This is a genomic window from Streptomyces sp. NPDC034111, assembly GCF_055575375.1.
This window is the reverse complement of sequence record NZ_JBVIST010000015.1, coordinates 166,961-186,336: the sequence shown is the minus strand read 5'-3', so window position 1 is coordinate 186,336 and position 19,376 is coordinate 166,961. Positions and strand designations below refer to the sequence as shown.

14 protein-coding genes and 1 pseudogene are annotated in these 19,376 nt (G+C 70.9%); 5 read left to right on the top strand and 10 right to left on the bottom strand.

Going from position 1 to position 19,376, the window contains the following annotated elements; translation table 11 throughout:
- Positions 1–644 (top strand): annotated as a pseudogene (locus ACZ55A_RS27800) (hypothetical protein); the annotation flags it as partial.
- Here ACZ55A_RS27800 and ACZ55A_RS27795 read toward each other — a convergent pair.
- From ACZ55A_RS27795 to ACZ55A_RS27780, 4 genes are all read right to left on the bottom strand, one after another.
- Positions 576–1,154 (bottom strand): glycosyltransferase family 2 protein, encoded by a 579-nt coding sequence (locus ACZ55A_RS27795; protein WP_468845462.1) that lies wholly within the window; start codon positions 1,152–1,154, stop codon positions 576–578. The pseudogene ACZ55A_RS27800 and the gene ACZ55A_RS27795 sit on opposite strands and share 69 nt — an antisense overlap.
- Before the next feature lie 132 nt (positions 1,155–1,286).
- On the bottom strand, positions 1,287–2,780 hold the full coding sequence (locus ACZ55A_RS27790) for an MFS transporter (protein ID WP_468845459.1): 1,494 nt from the start codon (positions 2,778–2,780) through the stop codon (positions 1,287–1,289).
- Positions 2,777–3,367, bottom strand: a complete 591-nt coding sequence (locus ACZ55A_RS27785; RefSeq protein ID WP_468845456.1) for a TetR/AcrR family transcriptional regulator — start codon at positions 3,365–3,367, stop codon at positions 2,777–2,779. Before ACZ55A_RS27785 ends, ACZ55A_RS27790 begins: the two co-directional genes overlap by 4 nt.
- A 122-nt stretch (positions 3,368–3,489) precedes the next feature.
- Complete coding sequence (locus tag ACZ55A_RS27780; RefSeq protein WP_468845453.1) at positions 3,490–4,695, bottom strand: S8 family peptidase; 1,206 nt, start codon at positions 4,693–4,695, stop codon at positions 3,490–3,492.
- Positions 4,696–5,413: 718 nt separating this feature from the next.
- Between ACZ55A_RS27780 and ACZ55A_RS27775 the strand changes: the two genes are divergently transcribed.
- Positions 5,414–5,986: a hypothetical protein gene (locus tag ACZ55A_RS27775; protein WP_468845450.1), complete on the top strand. Its 573-nt coding sequence runs from the start codon at positions 5,414–5,416 to the stop codon at positions 5,984–5,986.
- Between the two features lie 287 nt (positions 5,987–6,273).
- On the top strand, positions 6,274–7,164 hold the full coding sequence (locus tag ACZ55A_RS27770) for an aminoglycoside phosphotransferase family protein (RefSeq protein WP_468845448.1): 891 nt from the start codon (positions 6,274–6,276) through the stop codon (positions 7,162–7,164).
- A gap of 200 nt (positions 7,165–7,364) precedes the next feature.
- Here ACZ55A_RS27770 and ACZ55A_RS27765 read toward each other — a convergent pair whose 3' ends face one another.
- Complete coding sequence (locus ACZ55A_RS27765) at positions 7,365–8,084, bottom strand: exonuclease domain-containing protein (protein WP_468845445.1); 720 nt, start codon at positions 8,082–8,084, stop codon at positions 7,365–7,367.
- A 237-nt stretch (positions 8,085–8,321) separates the two neighbouring features.
- Between ACZ55A_RS27765 and ACZ55A_RS27760 the strand changes: the two genes are divergently transcribed.
- Positions 8,322–9,128: an SDR family NAD(P)-dependent oxidoreductase gene (locus tag ACZ55A_RS27760; RefSeq protein WP_468845442.1), complete on the top strand. Its 807-nt coding sequence runs from the start codon at positions 8,322–8,324 to the stop codon at positions 9,126–9,128.
- Positions 9,129–9,299: 171 nt separating this feature from the next.
- Here the strand turns inward: ACZ55A_RS27760 and ACZ55A_RS27755 are convergent, their stop codons facing one another.
- The 4 genes from ACZ55A_RS27755 to ACZ55A_RS27740 all read right to left on the bottom strand — a co-directional run bounded on the left by ACZ55A_RS27755 (position 9,300) and on the right by ACZ55A_RS27740 (position 16,250).
- Complete coding sequence (locus ACZ55A_RS27755; RefSeq protein WP_468845440.1) at positions 9,300–12,671, bottom strand: AfsR/SARP family transcriptional regulator; 3,372 nt, start codon at positions 12,669–12,671, stop codon at positions 9,300–9,302.
- Between the two features lie 23 nt (positions 12,672–12,694).
- Entirely contained in the window at positions 12,695–13,945 is a 1,251-nt protein-coding gene (locus tag ACZ55A_RS27750; protein WP_468845437.1) for an SAV2148 family HEPN domain-containing protein, read from the bottom strand.
- 99 nt (positions 13,946–14,044) lie between these two features.
- On the bottom strand, positions 14,045–15,370 hold the full coding sequence (locus ACZ55A_RS27745; protein ID WP_468845435.1) for a copper amine oxidase: 1,326 nt from the start codon (positions 15,368–15,370) through the stop codon (positions 14,045–14,047).
- A gap of 70 nt (positions 15,371–15,440) precedes the next feature.
- Positions 15,441–16,250, bottom strand: coding sequence for a Tat pathway signal sequence domain protein (locus ACZ55A_RS27740; protein ID WP_468845433.1), 810 nt, complete (start codon positions 16,248–16,250; stop codon positions 15,441–15,443).
- Between the two features lie 240 nt (positions 16,251–16,490).
- Here ACZ55A_RS27740 and glgX point away from each other — a divergent pair, with 240 nt between their 5' ends.
- Complete coding sequence (glgX, locus tag ACZ55A_RS27735) at positions 16,491–18,728, top strand: glycogen debranching protein GlgX (protein WP_468845431.1); 2,238 nt, start codon at positions 16,491–16,493, stop codon at positions 18,726–18,728.
- Positions 18,729–18,797: 69 nt separating this feature from the next.
- Here the strand turns inward: glgX and ACZ55A_RS27730 are convergent, their stop codons facing one another.
- Positions 18,798–19,190: a hypothetical protein gene (locus ACZ55A_RS27730; protein WP_468845429.1), complete on the bottom strand. Its 393-nt coding sequence runs from the start codon at positions 19,188–19,190 to the stop codon at positions 18,798–18,800.
- Positions 19,191–19,376 lie beyond the last annotated feature (186 nt).

Here is a 19,376-nt window from a genome sequence, read left to right as displayed (position 1 = left end):
CACCCCTGAAACACCGCCGGCCAGGAGAATTCCGCGACGTCCCCCTGCCGCGATCCGTAAAGGAAGCCATCGAACGCTTTGAACAGCGACACGGCACGACGGACGAGGGCTACCTGCTGCGCGGACCGAACGGCTATTTCACCTACCGGATAGAGAGCACGCGAGCAGCCAAACTGCACACCGTGCTGCCTCCCCCGGACGGCATGACCCTCTCCGGCCACCGCGACCTAATCGCCTCCGTCTGCCTGGAACACGGCATCCCCATCACCGACGTCTCCGAATGGCTGGGTCACCGCAAGATCGAGACGACCTACCGCGCCTACCGACACGTGATGCCCGGATCGCTCGCACAGGCCAGCAAGCCCTGGACCACACCCTCGCAACCTGATCACCCACCCCCCGCATCGCATTCCGAACCCCATCCTCCCCCCCGCAGGCCAGGGCACCGCCTCATCGACGGAATACCGGTGGCCTGCCATGACCTCGACACCGAAATACCCGGCGCTCCCCCGCAACAGGGCAACCAGCGCCGACCAGAGCCCCTCCGGCAACGGCACCGCCACTACAAACAAGATCTACTGATGAACCGTCAGAAAAGTCAGCAAGAGGTCAGCATGAAGACTGCCGAAGCCGCCCATACATGAGCACACCTGCACTTTGGCGAATCCGTACACTCCCCTTCGCCACCTGCAAAAACGCCGGTCAGCGCGCCGTCTGCAAACTGACTGCAAATCGCAGTGCCAGTGGAAGCCGAAGAGGTATTCGGTGGAGCGGCCGCGCTCCCAGACCGTACGGGTATGGCGGGTGCGGACCGTGCCCGCCGCGACGGAGACGGTCGGATCGTCGAAGGCGGGGACGACGGTTTCGATGTAGTCGGGTGCGAGGACGGTGTCCGCGTCGACGGCGAGCACGAGGTCGGTGGTGCAGTGCGGAAGGGCGTAGTTCTGCGCTTTGGCCTTGCTGCCGAGGTTGTGGGGTGGCCGTAAGACCGTGACGCCGTGTGAGGCAGCCACCTCGCCCGTACGGTCGGCGGAAGCGTCGTCCACCACCAGGACGCGGTCAGGCCGGAGGGTTTGCCGCGCAATGGATTCCAGAGTGGCCGGTAGTCCCTCCTCCTCGTTGTGAGCGGGCACGATGACGGTGACGGTGTGCATGGTGAGTTCCCCCTGTGGTGCGGATCGCCTGGGTCACGACGGTGATCAGTCCGACCAGGCCGTAGACGATGGTGCTGATGCCGATGAACGGCAGTCCTCCGTGCATGTCACCGACGGTAGTGGGAGCGCGCCTCAGGCGGTTTCGGAGGGAGCCTCCTGTGGATAACTCGGCGGAGGGGTGGGGGAGTTCGCCGGCGTGGTGGGAGTTGTGGGGGCAGTGGGGGTTGTAGGTGTGGTGGGGGTGGTGGGAGTTGTGGGGGTGGTGGTTTTGGGGAGGGTCAGGGACAGGAGGGTGGCGGTTGCGGCCAGGGCTGCCAGGACCGTCAGGGTGATGCTCATGGTGGAGGTCAGGGCGGTCAGCATGGTGGCCGTGGCGACGCCCAGCGTGGGGCCGATGTTCATGGCGGTCTGCTGGAGTCCGCCGGCCACTCCGGCATCCGTCACCGGTGCGTGGCGCACGATGACGGCCGTCGCGGTGACCATCACGGTGCCGAAGCCGGCGCCGAGGAGGAGGAATCCCGAGCCGATCGCCAACGGTGTTGCGGTGTTGTCGAGTTGGGCGAGGAGGAGGATGCCGAGGGTGAGGAGGGTCATCGCCGTGGTGGTCGTTCGGCGGGGGCCGTATCGGCGTTGCAGTACCGCGGAGGCGGGTGCGCTGAGGACCATCATCACGGCCAGCGGAAGCACCCGCAGGGCGCTCTGGAACGGGTCCAGGCCGAGGACGTCCTGAAGGAAGTAGGTGCCGGTGAAGAGCGCACCGAACAACGCCGCCGAGGCGGACAGCAGGATGGCGAGCGAGGCGGCAACCGCCTTCGAGCCGAGCACACTCGGCGGTATCAAGGGACTCGTCGTGCGCCGTTCGTGCCGGATGAATGCGGTGCAGGCGGCGACGGCGATGGCCAGTCCCAGCGTGGTGACCGCAGTCCAGCCGCCCTCCGGGAGGGCGACCAAGGTGTGCACCAGGCACACAAGGGCGAGGCCGAGCAGGCCGGCGCCGGGCAGGTCGAGGCGGGTGGCCGGCCGGGGCTGGGGAGCGTCCGGCAGCTGTGTGGGGGACTGCGGCAGGGGCGGCATGCGGAGGGCAAGCGCCAGTACGCCGGCTGTCAGCGCGGGTGCCACGTTGAGGAAGAACACCGCGCGCCAGCCCAGGTGGGCGACGAGTGCACCGCCGACCAACGGGCCGGCCGCGGCGGCGAGTCCGATGGCGCTGGTGCGCAACGCAATGGGCATACCGAGCCGGTCGGGCGGATAGGCGGCACGCAGCATCCCCAGCGTGGCCGGTTGCAGCAGTGCGCCGAACACCCCTTGTACGACGCGCAGACCGATCACCCAGCCGACGCCGGGCGCCAGGCCGATCGCCGCCGAGGCGGCGCCGAAGCCCAGGATCCCGACGGCGAAGACCCGTTGGTGGCCGTACCGGTCGCCGAGCCGGCCCGCGAAGACGAGCAGGCTGGCCACGGCGATGAGGTAGCCGGTACTGGTCCACTGGACCTGGACGAACGAGGCGTGCAGGGACCGCTGCAAGGTGGGCTGTGCGACGGTCAGCACGGTGCCGTCCAGAGCGACGATCACGGCACCGGTGATGCTTCCGGCGAGCGTGAGACGTTGCCGGCGCAGGGTGTTCATCGGCCCTCCGTCCCGAGGTGGGCATCGAGCGCGGCGCGCAGCAGCGGTTCGACGTCGTCGGCTCCGGTCGCGAGCTGAAGGCTTCCCCATCCCCAGAGCTGGGCGATGCCGTGCAGATTTGCCCACAGCGCGCCCGCCACCACCGGGGGCGGCGCAGCGGCCGCTGGCTCCACCTGGGCGACGAGGTCCACGAGGACGGTGAAGAGCGGCAGGCTGGTCTCCCGTAGGCCGAGCTGATTGCTCTCCAGGAGGTCATGACGGAACATCAGCTCGTACATCCCGCGGTTGCTCCGCGCGAAGCCGAGGTACAGCCGCCCCAGCATCAGGAGCTGGGCGCGCGGGCCGGGCGGGCCGTCGGCGAGCGCGTCGGTGACCTCGGCGGCCAGGTCGGCGAAGCCCTGGCGGGCGATCGCGGAGAGCAGGGCCAGGTGGGTCGGGAAGTAGCGGCGCGGAGCTCCGTGGGAGACGCCGGCCCGGCGGGCGATCTCACGGAGTGACAGCGCCTGTACGCCCTCCCTGGTCACCAGGTCGATGCCGGCCTGGATCAATCGGGCGCGCAGGCCCGCCTCTTGTACGGGTTCGCTCATAGACACTGTCTACCGGATCTCCGTAGACAGTGTCTACTCGGGGGACACACAAAGACGCCGGCCGCCGCGCCCCGTGGGGGCGAGCGCGACGGCCGGCGTTGGGAGCTGAGGGGGTGAGCTGGTTACTCGACGACCTTCAGCAGCTTGTTGGGCGTACCCTCGCTCGGGTTGGTGATCTTGTCGGCGGTGGCGCCGTCGGTCAGGGCCTTCTCCACGTCAGCGGGCTTGGCGTCCTTGTGCCCGGCCAGGTAGACCGCGGCGGCACCCACGACGTGCGGGGTCGCCATGGACGTACCGGAGATGGTCTTGGTGGCGTCGTCGCCGGTGTTCCAGTCCGAGGTGATGTCCGAACCGGGGGCGTAGAGGTCCACCACGCTGCCGAAGTTGGAGAAGTCGGACTGCTCGTCCTTGTCGGTGCTGGAGGCCACGGTGATGGCCTCCTTGACGCGCGCCGGGGAGCCCTGGCCCGCGTCGGTGGACTCGTTGCCCGCCGCGACGCCGAAGGTGACACCGGAGTCGATGGCCTTCTTCACGGCCGCGTCGAGCGCCTCGTCGGCGCCGCCGCCGAGCGACATGTTGGCGACCGAGGGGCCCTTGTGGTTCTTGGTGACCCAGTCGATGCCCGCGACGACCTGCTCGGTGGTGCCGGAGCCCTGGCCGTCCAGGACCTTGACGCCCACGATCTTGGCCTTCTTGGCGACACCGTGCGCCTCACCGGCGATGGTGCCGGAGACGTGGGTGCCGTGACCGTTGTCGTCCTCGGCCTTGTCGCTGCCGTCGATGGCGTTGAAGCCGTACGACGCGCGGCCACCGAAGTCCTTGTGGCTGATGTGGACACCGGTGTCGATGACGTACGCGGTGACGCCCTCACCCGCGCCGTCGGGGTAGTTGTACTTCTTGTCGCCCTGGGTGTCCGCCTGGTCGATACGGTCCAGGCCCCACGACGGCGGGTTGTCCTGGGTCGCGTCGATGTGGAACTTCTTGTTCTGGACGACCTTGTCGACCGCGGGGTCGGCGGCGAGGCGCTTGGCCTCTTCCTCGTTCAGACCGGTCGTCGAGAAGCCGTCGACGGAGGAGTAGTTTCGCTTGACCTTGCCGCCGTACTTGGAGGCCAGGTCGCCACTCTCGGCCGTACGGACCGACTTCTTCAGCATGACGATGTAGCTGTCGTTCACGGCACCCTTGGCCTCGGCTCCGTAGATCTTGCCTACGACCGGGGCCGGGGATGCGCCAGCGGTGACCGCGGTGACGACGGCGATGCCAGTTGCAGCGACCGCGGCCGATATAGCCGTGACGAGCCGCTTCTTGCTGGAACGCTTGTGAGCCATTGCGAGGGTTCTCCTCGTTCGTGGTGTGGGGGGAAAGCGTTGCGCCAACAGCCCACGGACACAGGAAAATCTGCGCCGGGGCTGCCTCGAAACCCTGTCTGATTGAGGAGTTCAATTCAAGCGAGACCCCGTCGTGTGACATATACAACAGCCCTGCAAACTTGCAAAAGGTCGGAATAAATGGTCAAAAACAGCCGACCAGTTGAAGCGGAGGGACTCAACTCCGTTTACATACGGGCAACAGAGGGTTACACGGCGTGGGTTGGTCGATGAGGTTCGTGGACCGCCGGAAAGGTCCCTTGTTCCCTCCGGCCCGTGCGCCAAACGGGCGGTCTGCAAGGCCACTTGGGGAGAGGGCCGCCACGTCTTGCGCCGGCCGCCGTTCCGCCTTGTTCGTGTACGACGGGCCGCCCGGCGGAAGGCGAAGCCGGTGGTACGTACCGGTAGACGTCGTTCTGCTTCGTCCCGGCTGGCTTCTGCGCCACCAAGTCACCGACGGGTCCCAGCAGTTCGTCGATCCTCTCCAGCGACCGGCCCGACGTGCACGCAAGGCCGCGGCGCTGGGTCGTCGCCGCCTTGGTCATGTTGTTCGTGTCCGTCGAGCTACCGGCCTCGCGCCGACGGCCCATGACGGACCGTGACGACCCGCTCGTCTTTTAACGACGGGTACTTCGGCGGAGTCGCCCCGGGGAAGATCTCCGGCTGGCAGGCTACGGCCGTGGCCACATCTCAATCGATCAACTATGTACGGGTAGCTGAAGTTCTCACCGAGCTCGGCATGATCACCCGGGAGAAAGCTCAATGCGTCGTCGACGACTTCGGTGACCTCGCGCACGAGGAACTGAAGCCGCTCCATCACATAGCCGACGCCCTTGAATCCTTCGGCGTAGCCGTCAGTATCCATGCCGATGACGTCGACTTCGCCGACGAGCACTACGCCTGGCTCCTGGACGAAGCCGCAGCCCTCACCGGCGGCAAAGTCACCATCTCCAACTACCGCTTCGAGAAGAACAACCCGGACGACGAAGACTGCGGCCTGGGGACGATGCACTTCGACTGCAACGGCAAGCCGCTCTCCTTCTACGTCGAGCAGGAGTCGAACGACTACCTCGACATGGGAGCAGCGCAGGCAGCCATCGAAGCGCTCAGCCCCGAGGGCGACCCCCGGGACTTCCGCTGCGTCGAGCAGGAAGGTTCAGGCTTCCACGACGACATCATGGTCCTGGCGACGGCCGAGCAGCGTGAAGGGCTCTTCCAGCACCTCGGCATCACGTTCGGCGAACCGTGGTGAGGTCGTCGGACCGGTAGCCGGCGAGCACGGTCATGCTGGTGTTCGTGGCCGTACCGTCGTTGCCGTGAGCTGCCGCGCCGCTGCTCGGCTCGCTGCCCGGCCCGGCCGGCGGCAGCGGCGAGCGCGGATTAGGCGATGTGCCCCGCGCCCAGCCCGGGACGGGCGGTGGAGAGGCCGCCGGCACTCCTCGCACCGGGTTGCCGGTCAGCCTGCCCGGAGGTCTCCGGGTCCGGCCGGCCGGGGGCCTGCGAGACTGGTGGCGAGCACGCAGCGCAGGAGGCATCACCATGACCGAACCGAGCCCCGCCGCCTTCACGGAGGCCCGTGCCCGTGACGTCCTGGCCGCGGCCGGGCGGCCGGATGCGGCGGCCGACGCCAGGCTGCTCTCGCTCGGCGAGAACGCGGTCTTCGCCCTCGGCGACGGCGGTCCGGTCGTACGGGTGGGCCGCAGCCCCGAACTCCTGGAGCGCGCCGAGCGGGAACTGAGCGTGGCCCGGTGGCTGGCGGCCGAGGGCGTGCCGGCCGTACGGGCCGCGGAACCGGTCGCCACGCTGGTCGACGGGCACCCCGTGACCTACTGGCAGCGGCTGCCGGACGCCGTCCGCCCCGCCGGGCCGCACGATCTCGCGGCGCTGCTGAAGCTGGTCCACGCCCTCCCGGAGCCGCCGTTCCCTCTCCCCCGGCGCGAACTGCTGGGCGGCGTCGAGCGCTGGCTGCGGCTGGCCGGCGACGCGGTATCGGCAGCGGACACGGAGTATCTGCGCGGCCGGCGGGATGCGTTCGCCACGGCCGCCACGGCTCTGGCGCCGCAACTGCCCCGCGGTCCGATCCACGGCGACGCGCTGACCCGCAACGTCCATGTCGGGCCCGACGGGCCGGTGCTGGTCGATCTGGAGACCTTCTCCTCCGATCTGCGCGAACACGATCTGGTCGTCATGGCCCTGAGCCGGGACCGCTACGGCCTGGACCCGGAGGCCTACGACACCTTTGTGTCCGTCTACGGATGGGACGTACGGGACTGGGCGGGCTGCGCAGTGCTGCGCGGGTCCCGCGAGACGGCGAGCTGCGCCTGGGTCGCCCAGCACGCGCCCGGAAGCCCTGCGGCGCTCAAGGAGTTCCGGCGCCGGATCGCGTCACTGCGCGAACAGGACGCGACGGTGCGGTGGTATCCGTTCTGAGACCGGTGGCCTGAGGAGCCTGGGGCGTCCACGGCGCCCACGGCGTCCCCGGCCACAGCGGCGACAGCGGACACGCCGGCGGTGTCGTGCCGAGGCGTGCCGTGTCATGCCGAGGCGTTGGTGACCGGGGGGGCGCTGCCCGTGCCGGGTTCGCCCGTTCCGTGTTGCCCGTGCGGGTGTGGTCCGTGACGTGCTGCCGGTCAGACCCTGGCCTGGTACGGGATCAGGGGCCAGGCCGGCTCGACTATCGCCTCGGGGTTCCCCGAGCGCCGCAAATACGCCTGGAACGAGGCGGCTTGTTCGGCGGCGGCCTGCTCCTGGAGGGCATGCAGGGCGCGCGGCGAGGGGATGGCGACGGCCGGAAACTTCTCCCCGATGCGCCGGGCGACACCGGCCGCGGCCGCCGCATCGGCACCCGCCTCGTGTGCGTCCTCCAGCCGGACGCCGTAGTGACCGCACAGCGCCTGGAGCGCGCGCTTGCCCTTGCGGTAGCGGTCCACATGCTTGTCGAGCACGAGCGGGTCGATGACCGGTGCCGGGGCGCTCCCCAGCCGCTCGGTGAGGGTCCGTAGGCCATGGCGGCGGCACTCGCGGTCCAGGAGGGAGAGGTCGTACCGGGCGTTCATCACCACCAACGGGATGTCCGCGCGCAGGCCCTCGGCCAGCGCCTCGGTGATCTCCTCTATCGCTCCGGCCGGCGGCCGTCCGTGTTCTTGGACATATGCGGTCGAAATGCCGTGAATGGCCGCTGCTTCCTCAGGGATCGGCACACCTGGATTCAACAGCCAGGTCTGCTTCCCGGCCGCCCGGCCGTCCCCCTCCATCCGGATCAGCGCGGCGGTGACGATGCGGTCCTGCTCGACATCCGTGCCCGTCGTCTCCAGATCGAAGCTGACCAGCAGCTCCTGATGCCAACTCATGCCGAAACCTCGCTTCGCCCGGCCCCGCACTCGCTCGGCGCGCGCCCCTCGGTGGTTCGGTCACTACGCTCGCTCATGCGGCCTCCTTCGGTGGTACTTCCCCCGTTGCTCGCCCACTCTCGCACGCACCACTGACAATCCACCGACGTCCCCTTCACGCCGCCGCAGCCACGGCAAGCACAGCAGGCACAGTAGGCACAGGAGCCATAGGGGGTGTTCCCCCCTAGGCTGGCCGCCATGGACCTACGGCTGGCAGGACACGGCGCGCTGGTGACGGGCAGCAGTGCGGGGATCGGGGCGACGATCGCCGAGACTCTGGCGGACGAGGGGTGCGATGTGCTCGTCCACGGGCGCAATGCCGGGGCCGCGGCGGCCGTGGCCGAGCGGATCGCGGCTCGCGGCGTACGGGCCGAAGTGGTGCTCGGTGACCTGACCGAACCCGGCGTCGCCGAGCAGGTCGCCCTCACCGCACGCGACTTCGGGGCCCACATCCTCGTCAACAACGCCGGCCCGTTCGCGGAACACGACTGGGAGACCTCACGGCCGTCCGACTGGCGGGCCGCCTTCGAGGGGAATGTGCTGCCGACGGTGCGGGTGAGCCAGGCGCTGCTGCCGTCGCTGCGCGCGTACGGCTGGGGCCGGGTGATCACCATCGGCAGCCGCGCCGTACGGACCCCGCTGCCCAACATGGTGACGTACTCCGCGGCCAAGGCGGCCGTGGTGAACATGACCACGAGCCTGGCCCGGCACCTCGCCGGGACCGGGGTCACCGCGAACTGTGTGAGTCCGGGCGTCATCGTCAGCCCGTCGATGTTCCGGATGATGCAGGAGCGGGCGGCAGCCACGGACGAGGAGAACGGGGGCGGACCGGCCGACGGTCCAGACGAGGCGGACATCGTCGCCCAATACGCGCCGAATCCGACCGGGCGGCTGGGACGTCCGGAGGACATCGCCGCCGCGGTCGCCTATCTGGCGAGTCCGCGCGCCGATTACGTCAATGGGATCGAGCTGCGGGTCGATGGCGGGATCACTGGGACACCGTAGGACGGATTGCTCTCTTCGCCCCCTTCCAGCCCTTCCAGCCCTTCCAGCCCTTCCTGTCCGTCCCGCCCTTCCCGTCTGTCCCGTCCTTCGCGCCCTTCGCGCCCTTCGCGTCCGTCCCGTCCTTCGCGCCCGTCGCCCCTGTCACCGCTGCGACCACCGCCCCGGCTCCCCTCATTCCCGTGGCCTCTGCGACCCCACCGCCGTCGCCTCTCCCGTCATCCCCGCCACCTCCGCGACCATCTCCCCCGCCCCTCCCCTCATTCCCGCCACCTCCGCGACCAGCGTCTCCACCGCCACCCCTGCCCCGCTCCCGTACGCCGCCTTGAAGGCGGCCTCGCCCAGGGCCTGGCGCGCGGCGGCCGTACCGCGGGCCACGTCGGCGCGCTCCGCGGCGGGCTGTGGGGCACCGGCATCGGTGCGGAGCGCGGCCGCGGCGCCCAACAGCCGGGCCGCGGAGGCATGGTGGCCGTCCGCCGTCTGGGCGCCGGCCAGCCCTTCCAGGGCCAGTGCGACGGCGCGCGGGTCTCCGGTGGCGCGGGCCGCCGCGCAGCCCTCCAGATGGAGGCGACGGGCGGCCTCGGTGTCTCCGCGCAGTTCGGCGATGAAGCCCAACTCGGCCAGGACGAACGCGGTACCGGGGTCGCCGTCCCGGCCGCGGCACCACTCCAGCCACGGCAGCAGATGCGCCTCGGCGTCGTCGAGACGGCCTTCCCTCCTGGCGCCGAGGGCGAGCCCGCTCTCGGCGAACATCTCGCCGCGCCGGTGCGACTGTTCGGCGGCCAGCCGCAGGCCTCGTTCGTGGAGGTCCCGGGCGCGCGCGAGATCGCCGGTCAGCAGGGCGATCCGGCCGAGGCCGGAGAGCCGGTACGAGGCTTGGATCCACAGGCCGAGCTCCTCGGCGATCCGCAGCCCGTCCTCGTGGAGCCGGGCCGCCCGGGCGTACTCGCCGGTGATCTCGGCGATCGCGCCGAGCGCGTCGGCGGCCTGCAACTGGCCCCAGCGGTCCCCCAGTTCGCGGAAGAGAGCGGCGCTCTCCTCGGCGTCGCGACGGCGCGCGGCCAGATCGCCGCCGCCGGCCCCCTGGGCCCGGCTGCTCAGTACCGCCGCGGTGCCCCAGCGGTCGCCCTGTGCACGGAATGTGGCCAGCGAGCGGGCCATCCGCTCCGCGGCCACCGCCGGGTCGCCGAGGCCGACCTGGGCGTACCCCAGGAACCACTGGGCCCAGGCCCGTTCGCGCGGATCGTCGTGCGACTCGTACCGCTGGAGGACGGCGGCGGCCCGCGCCACGGGGTCGGTGTCCCCGCCCGCCAGCGACGCCATGCCCACCCGCCAGGCGGCGGCCCGCAGCCGGCGGCTCCCGGAGACCGGGCCGGCCGCGCCCTCGCACACCGCGAGCGCCGCCTCCAGTGACCGGCCCGCCTCCGCGAGCCGGCCGCGCAGGAACCAGTACCAGGCCAGCGCGTTCACCAGTCGCAGCGCGCGGTCCGCCGCGCCCTCGCGGACCGAGCCGTCCAGCGCGGCGCGCAGATTCGCGGCCTCCTGGTCGAGCCGTTCCAGCCACTCCCGTTGCTCCGCTCCGTAGAGCAACGGTTCGGCGCGCTCGGCCAGTTCGGTGTAGTAGCGGTGATGACGGCTGCGTACGGCGGTCAGCTCGCCGGACTCCTTCAGGCGCTCCAGGCAGTAGGCGCCGACCGTCTCCAACAGCCGGTAGCGCGGTCCGTACGGCGTCCGGGTCACCGTCACCAGTGAGCGGTCGACGAGACGGGCCAGCAGGTCCAGTACCTCGTCCTGCGGTAGGCCGTCGCCCGCGCAGACCGTCTCGGCGGCATGCAGGGTGCAGCCGTCGGCCTGTACGGCCAGCCGGCGCAGCACGGTGCGTTCGGGGGCGGACAGCAGCTCCCAGCTCCAGTCGATAACGGCGCGCAGGGTCTGCTGGCGTGCGGGGGCGCCCCGCCGGCCGGCCGCCAGCAGCCGGAACCGGTCGCCCAGCCGGGCGCTCAGCTCCCGTACGCCGAGTGCGCGTACGCGGGTGGCGGCCAGTTCCAGGGCGAGCGGGATACCGTCCAGCCGGCGGCAGATCTCCGCCACGGCGGGCGTGGTGTCCGCGTCCAGGACGAAGCCGGGGTCCGCGGCGGTGGCGCGGGCCGCGAACAGCCGGGCGGCACCGGCGGGTTCCAGTGGCGGTACGGCCCATACGGTCTCGCCCGCCAGACCCAGCGGTTCCCGGCTCGTCACCAGGGTGCGGAGCCCACCGGCGGCGGCGAGCAGTGCGGCGGTGACCTCGGCGGCCGCTTCGACGAGGTGCTCGCAGTTGTCCAGGACGAGCAGCAGGCGTTTGCCGTGTACCGCGCCGGCCAGGCGCTCGGCCACCGGGCCGGCCGCGGCGCCCTCCCGGATGCCGAGTACGGCGAGCACGGCCTCGGCCAGCTCGGCGGCGCTGCACTTGGCGTCGCGTCCGCGTGCCGGGTCGTCCGGGCGGCTCAGCGCGGCCAGTTCCACGAACCAGACGCCGTCCGGGAAGGCCTCGGTGAGCCGGCCCGCGGTCTCCAGGGCGAGGCGGGTCTTGCCCACGCCACCGGGGCCGGTGAGCGTCACCAGGCGGTGCGCCGCGAGGGCCTGCCCGACCTCGTGTACCGCGTCCTGGCGGCCGAGGAGTTCGGTGAGCGGGGTGGGGAGGTTGGTGCGCGGGCGGCGCCCGGCGCCGTTGGCAGCCGCCGGGTTGGTGGTCCCCGCCTCCGTGGCGCCCACGCCCGCCGGAGCCGCCTGCCCCACAGGGCCGCCGCCCCGGCCACCCGTCTCCCAGGGCTCCTGCCGCAGCACCGCACGGTGCGCCGCGGTGAGTTCGGGCCCGGGGTCCACCCCCAGCTCCTCGGCCAGCCGGGTACGTATCTCGCCGTACGCTGCCAGCGCCTCGCTCTGCCGGCCGGACCGGTACAGCGCGGTCAGCTGGAGGGCGCGCAGCCGTTCGCGGAGCGGGTGCCGGGCCACCAGACCGGCCAGTTCACCGGTCAGCGCGGCGTGTTCGCCCAGGTCGAGGCGTGCCGCGGCCCGCTCCTCCAGCGCCGTCAGCCGCTGCTCCTCCAGGCTCTCGGCGACCGGGCGGATCAGGTCATCGTCTGCGAAACCGGCGAACGCCGGGCCCTGCCACAGGTCCAGGGCCGTGCTGAGCAGGGCGGCCCGCTCCCGCGCGGTCGCGGCGGTGTGGGCGCGGGCGGTGAGCGCGTTGAACCGGGCGGCGTCCAGGGCGTCGGGGGCGATGTCCAGCCGGTAGCCGGGCGGGGCGGCGGCCACCAGTTTGCGGGCGCCGGGCTCGGCGGTGTCCAGGGCGCGGCGGAGCTGGGAGACCTTGCTCTGGAGGGAGGCGGTCGGGTTGGCGGGCGGCCGGGGGCCCCACAGGTGCTCGATGAGCCGGGCCGCGGACACCGGTTGGCCGTGGTGCGCCAGGAGTGCGGCGAGCAATGCCCGTACCTTCTTCTCCGGGACGGGTGCGGAGTGGCCGTCGGCGGACCGCACGTCCAGAGGGGCGAGTACGCGGAATCGCATACGCACAACCGTACGGTGCGCTCTCAGGAGACCGGCCGCGAATCCGCCCAGATGCCCTCGAACTCCTCGCGGTAGGTCTCGAAGAGTCCGTGGTCGCCGTCGCGGCCCTCCCGGGCGTCCTGGCGGACGACCTCGCGTGAGCCGCCGCGCAGGACGAGGACGGGGGACTCCATACCGCGGCTCTTGCGCAGATAGGGCTGGACGACGGCCAGACCGTCGGGGCCGTCGCCGTCGACGAGGTACGCGGTGAAGCGCGGGGTCTCGTCGAAGACCTGGATCTCGAAGGCGGCGGGGTCGCGCAGCCGGGCCCGCACGCGCCGCATATGGAGGATGTTCATCTCGATGGAGCGGCTCATCTCGCCCTTCTTCAGGCCGATTTCGCGCTCCCGGCGGCGGACCGCGCTGCTCGCGGGGTTGAGGAAGAGCAGCCGGACGCGGCAGCCGGATTCGGCGAGCCGGACCAGCCGGCGGCCGGAGTAGTTCTGGACGAGGAGGTTGAGGCCTATGCCGACGGCGTCGAGGCGCCGGGCACCGCCGAACAGGTCCTCGGCGGGGAGCTGCCGCTGCAACCGCACCCGGTCGGGGTGCACCCCGACGACATCGGCGTAGCGGTCGCCGACCAGGTCCTCCACCGCGTCGATGGGCAGCCGTCCGGAGATCCGGGTGCCGATGCCGGAGCCGAGGATGTCCAGGAGGTGGGCGGAGGCGCGTTCGGCCTGGGCGAGGACGGTCTCGGACAGCGCGCGGTTACGGGAGACGATGTTGCGGGCGACCTCCAGTTCGTCGAGGGCCAGCTCGACCTCGCGGCGGTCGTCGAAGTACGGCTCGAAGCAGGGCCAGTGCTGGACCATCAGTTCGCGAAGTTGCGGCAGCGTCAGGAAGCTGACGATGTTGTCGTCGGCGGGGTCGAGGAGGTAGCCCTTGCGGCGGCTGACCTCCCGTACGGCGACCGCGCGCTGCACCCACTCCTGCCCGGCGGGGCCGGCCGCGGCGACGACCCATTCGTCGCCGTGCACCGGCTCGTAGATGGGCCGCAGGACGGCCGCGACGACCGCTCGCAGCCGTTGCTCGACGAGATTCAGCCAGATGTAGGCGCGCCCGGCCCGGCGGGCCCGTGTGCGCACCTCGCTCCAGGCGTCGGCGCCCCAGTCCAGTTCCGCCCCGATCTCCAGCGGCCGTGCCAGGGATACCGCACCGGGCGGTGCGCCGACGGAGCCGCCTTCCTGGCCCTCATGACTCTCGTCACCAGGGGGCAACTCCAGCCCGCCGCTCACCTGCCACCGCCTTCCCGACCCCGTGCCAACGATCAAGGCAGACTACTGCGGTGCGGGAGGCGGTGCACCAGGATGGGTCGAGTCGTCTACCAACTCCCCTTATTCATAGTGCCCGTTGTGATCGGCGAGCGCGGGCGGAGTGAGCGGATTCATAGCCGTGACGTCGCGCGGCACCAGCTGGAAACCCTGCCAGTGCACGGGCATCGGCTCCTGGTCCTCGTCCCTGGCGATGTGGTGGAACCCGATGTTGACCCACGCGATGGGGTGTTGCAGCGGCTGGCCGTTGACCCAGCTGTCGACGCTCCGCCCGGTGTGGGCACCACAGTTGGCCAAGTTGTGGCTGGCGAACTGCTCGCAGCTGCGGTAATCGGTGAAGTAGACGTCGTGCCGGGTGAAGCTGCGGCCGGTGTACTTGCTGGTGTGGCCCGGCACGATCTCGTACGAGCGCGGATGGCCGTCCTTGTTCCTGCCGGTGGCGCTCACCACCCGCCACCAGCGCAGCGGCCCGGCGTCCCCGGCCAGCTCCTTGGTGACGGGAGTGCGGGTGGTGCGGATGGTGGGGGTGCGGCCGCCGGGGCGCGTGGTGAGCGCGGAGTCGAACTGCTCGACCTTGTTGGCGGACGAGCCGTCCAGGCCGAAGTTCAGCCGCCAGAAGACGTTGTGGGTGTGACTGGTCGCGTAGTCCTTGGCGCCCTTCCCGATCGGCGCACCGCGGCCGTCGCCGGCGTCGTAGTCGTTGGGCGAGACCGTGCCGGTGGCGCCGACCTGAAGGGTCATGGTGCCGTCGCCGGAGAACCGCCACTCGGTGATGTACTCGTACCAGCCGACCTTGTTGACGGTGTAGAGCAGCAGGTCCTTGCCCTGGAGCTGGTAGGTCCTGGCCGCCTCCCCGGGGTAGGGGCCCCTCCGGTAGGCGTGGCCGCGGGCGCGGGTGGTGGCGCACAGACCGGCGACGGAGGGGTGCGCGGGGTCCCAGGAGCCGGGCACCTTGACGGTCCTGATCGTGCCGCCGGGGCATTCGGCGGGGTCGAGCCGTTGCAGGCCCTGGGCGAAGCCCTGCCCCGTGAGGTCGTCGTACTCGTTCTTGCCGTCGTCGTAGGGGACGTGGATCTGGGCGAGCTTGGCGGTGGTGAGCACCTTGACCGGGGTGCGTTCGCCCTTGGGCTGGTACGAGACGTCGTCCAGGACGAGGCCGGCATGGCCCTCGTAGTGCCAGCACATCCGCCAGACGGTGCCGCCGTCGAGGGTCTGGGTGATGCGGTAGGCGGCGCTGCACCGGGGTGTGGGGGCGGGGGCGTCGGGGGCGGCGTGCGCGGCCGGGCCGGTGAGCAGGGCGGTGGCGGCGAGCAGCAGGGGGGCGGCGGCGAGGGCGGCGGCGCGCCGGAAGCGGCGGGTCCGGGTGCCGGTGGTGCGTCGTGCGGGCATGGTGGGGGCTCCCTGGGCGAAGGAGGGCGGTCGAGGGCGGGCGCGGCCCGCCGGGGTGTGCGGGCGCGGTTCAGCCCAGTTGGGCGACGGTGCGGGCGCTGAGGTCGATGACGAAGCGGCGGGTGTCGATCCACTGCCCGTCGGTGACCTTGGTGAAGAGCCGGATACAGCGGTGCTCTCCACAGGCGGCGAGGGCGCCCGGCGCCTCGCCCTCCGCACGGCCCCGGTAGACGAAGCCGGAGACGGTGAGCTGACCGGGCCCGGCGAGGTCGCGGCCGGTGGCGTTCCGGTAGTCCTGCCGCAGTCCGGAGCCGAGCGGTGCGGCGATCAGCAGCCGGGCCGCCTCGACGGCCTCGGCGTGGCTGGGCGGGGGCTGGACGCCGTGCTGGGTGTCGGAGGACTCCACCTTCGAGGTGGTGAGGTTGACCGTCTTGGTGAGGTAGCTGTCGCTGTCGTAGTCGTAGAAGGAGACGGTGGCCCGGCGCGGCGGGTCGGCCAGCGCGGCCTCCGACGGGGTGGGTTCGGCCAGATCGGTGGTGAGCGGCTCGGGCCCCGGCTCGCCGGTGACATCCCGCGCGGCGCCCCGCACGGTGCGCGGCAGCGCCAGGTCCCGGGCACGGCGCACCTCGTCGTCGGTGAGCGGATCGCGGCCCTGCCCGCGCGCCCCCTCGGCCCGTGCCGGCTCCACGACGCCGGGCGGCGGCTGCCCGGGGTCACGCCCCGGTGCGGTGACACCGGCTTCGGCGGGTCGCGGGCCGGACCCGTCGGCAGCGCCGGCGTCCGCCGGCAAGGTGACTGCGGCCATGACGGCGGTGCCGGTCAGGGCGAGGGCGGCGCCCACGACGACCTTGCCGAGGTGTCGGTGCATCAGACGGTGCACGGTTCCCCCCTGCTGTCACTGTGCGTGACACGGATCTCGGTTCCCCCGTCCGTCCCCCGATGGGACGACCAGTAGGACGATCCGACATCGCGACAGGTTGCCACCATTCAGCGGAGATCTCGCGAAAAGCCCGCTGTGTGCGACAAGTTGCGACACGTTGGGGAAGGATTTTTCTTCGGTCCGCGGACGTCTGTCGTGGAGTCGCCGCAGCGCCCGACGAGAAAGTGGAAGAGTCTACGCATGCAGGTCTGGCCGGGACAGATGTATCCGCTGGGTGCCACCTATGACGGGGCGGGCACCAACTTCGCGGTGTTCTCCGAAGCCGCGAAGCGCATCGAACTGTGTCTGCTGCACGACGACGGTTCGGAGACCGCCGTCGAGCTGCGCGAGAGTGACGCCTTTGTGCGGCACGCCTACCTTCCGGGAGTGATGCCGGGGCAGCGTTACGGCTTCCGGGTGCACGGCCCCTACGAACCGCAGCAGGGGCACCGCTGCAACTCCGCGAAGCTGCTGCTCGACCCGTACGCCCGGGCGATGAGCGGGGTGATCGACTGGAACGAGGCGGTCTACGGCTACCACTTCGGGCGGCCGGAGGTGCGCAACGACCTGGACTCGGCGCCGCACACCATGGCCTCCGTGGTGGTCAATCCGTACTTCGACTGGGGCGACGACCGTCCGCCGCGCACCGCGTACCACGAGACGGTGCTCTACGAGGCCCATGTGAAGGGCCTGACCATGCGCCATCCGGAGCTCCCCGAGGAGCTGCGCGGCACCTATGCGGCGCTGGCGCATCCGGCGATCATCGACCATCTGACGAAGCTGGGGGTCACCGCACTGGAGCTGATGCCCGTGCACCAGTTCGTCCAGGACCACCGGCTGGTCGACGCGGGACTGACGAACTACTGGGGCTACAACACCATCGGCTTCTTCGCCCCGCACAACGCCTACGCGTCCTGGGGCGACCGCGGTCAGCAGGTGCTGGAGTTCAAGACGGCGGTACGGGCGCTGCACCAGGCCGGTATCGAGGTGATCCTCGACGTGGTCTACAACCACACGGCGGAGGGCAGCCACCTGGGCCCGACGCTGTCGTTCCGGGGGCTGGACAACGCCTCGTACTACCGGCTGTCGGAGGACCGGCAGTACTACATGGACACCACCGGCACCGGCAATTCACTGCTGATGCGCAGCCCGCATGTGCTCCAGCTGGTGATGGACTCCCTGCGCTACTGGGTGCAGGAGATGCATGTGGACGGCTTCCGCTTCGATCTGGCGGCGACGCTGGCCCGGCAGTTCCACGAGGTGGACCGGCTGTCCTCGTTCTTCGACCTGGTCCATCAGGACCCGGTGGTCAGCCAGGTGAAGCTGATCGCCGAGCCGTGGGACGTCGGGGAGGGCGGCTATCAGGTGGGCAACTTCCCGCCGCTGTGGACCGAGTGGAACGGCAAGTACCGGGACACCGTGCGGGATCTGTGGCGGGGCGAGCCGCGCACCCTGGCGGACTTCGCCTCCCGGCTGACCGGCTCGTCGGACCTCTACCAGGAGGACGGGCGGCGGCCGCTGGCGTCGGTGAACTTCGTGACCTGCCACGACGGCTTCACCCTGCACGACCTCGTCTCGTACAACGACAAGCACAACGAGGCCAACGGCGAGGACAACCGCGACGGGGAGCGCTACAACCGGTCGTGGAACTGCGGCGCCGAGGGGCCGACCGACGATCCGGCGGTCCGGCGGCTGCGGTCCCGGCAGATGCGGAACTTCGTCGCCACCCTGATGCTGTCGCAGGGCGTGCCGATGCTCAGCCACGGGGACGAGTTCGGGCGCAGCCAGGGCGGCAACAACAACGCGTACTGCCAGGACAACGCGTTGTCCTGGGTGCGCTGGCCGGAGCCCGGCCGGGGGGCGGGCGGCGCGTCGTACGGGCCGGAGAACCCGGACGGCGAGCACGCGGCCCAGGTGGCCGATGTACAGGACGGGGACGCTGCCGAGGACGGGCCGCAGGCGCTGTGGACGGACGAGGAGCAGCTGGAGCTGCTGGAGTTCGCCCGGCAGATGGTGTGGCTGCGGCGTGACCATCCGGTCTTCCGGCGCCGGCGGTTCTTCCAGGGCCACCCGATGGAGGGCACCCATGACGAGCTCTCCGACATCGCCTGGTTCACGGCCGACGGCGGGGAGATGGGACCGCGCGACTGGCAGTCGGTGCACGCCAAGTCGCTGACGGTCTTCCTCAACGGCAGCTCGATCCCCGAGCCGGGGCCGCGCGGGGAGCCGGTCACCGACGACTCGTTCCTGCTGATGTTCAACGCCCACGACCAGGAGAAGGAGTTCATCGTCCCCGAGCACCTGGGCCGGCAGTGGCAGATCGTGGTGGACACCGACCGGCCGCATACGGTGGCCGACGGCGGCGGCGCCAAGGTCAAGGCCGGCGACCGGCTGACGCTGACCGACCGCAGCCTGCTGGTGCTGCAACGGCCCGCGTAGCCGCGGCTGCCGGACGGGGTACGGCCCCGGTGTCGCCCGGCAGCCGGCCGCCGCGTCGAACGGGTGAGGTCAGCCGGAGGCGTGTCCCGAGTCGCTGTAGGCGTGGCTGCCCCGGACGCTCTTGCCCCGGGAGTTCTCCGCCCACAGGTGGAGGCGGATCAGTGAGCTTTCCGGCTCCACGTCGATCACCTTCCTGTTGCAGTTGCCGTACGGGTCATTGAAGCTGGGCGCCTTGGCGACGCCGACCGCCTGCCACGAGTGCGTCTGCTCGTACCACTTCTGGACGCTGACCTTCACCTGATAGCCGTCGGCCGCTTGGTCACAGACCTGGACCGTGTCACCCGCCTTGATGAAGTACGCACTTCCATAACCGTTGTTGTGGATGTCGAGCGTCCGGTCTCCCGCGGCGGCGGTGCCGCTGAGGGGGACGACGGCCAGCGTTGCCGCCGCTGCCGACGCCATGATGCATTTCGTGAAGCGCGATGCCATGAAATCTCCGATTCCCCGTTGCTGGGCCTTACGGACCGCAGGGGGCAATGCAGGCGAAACGCACTGTGTTGAGGCTCCCCCGAGGCCGTGACGACCCTACTCCTTGCGCCAGAGATGGGGGCAACCCGATGCAGTCCGGCCCCTGAAGGCGTTCCCGCC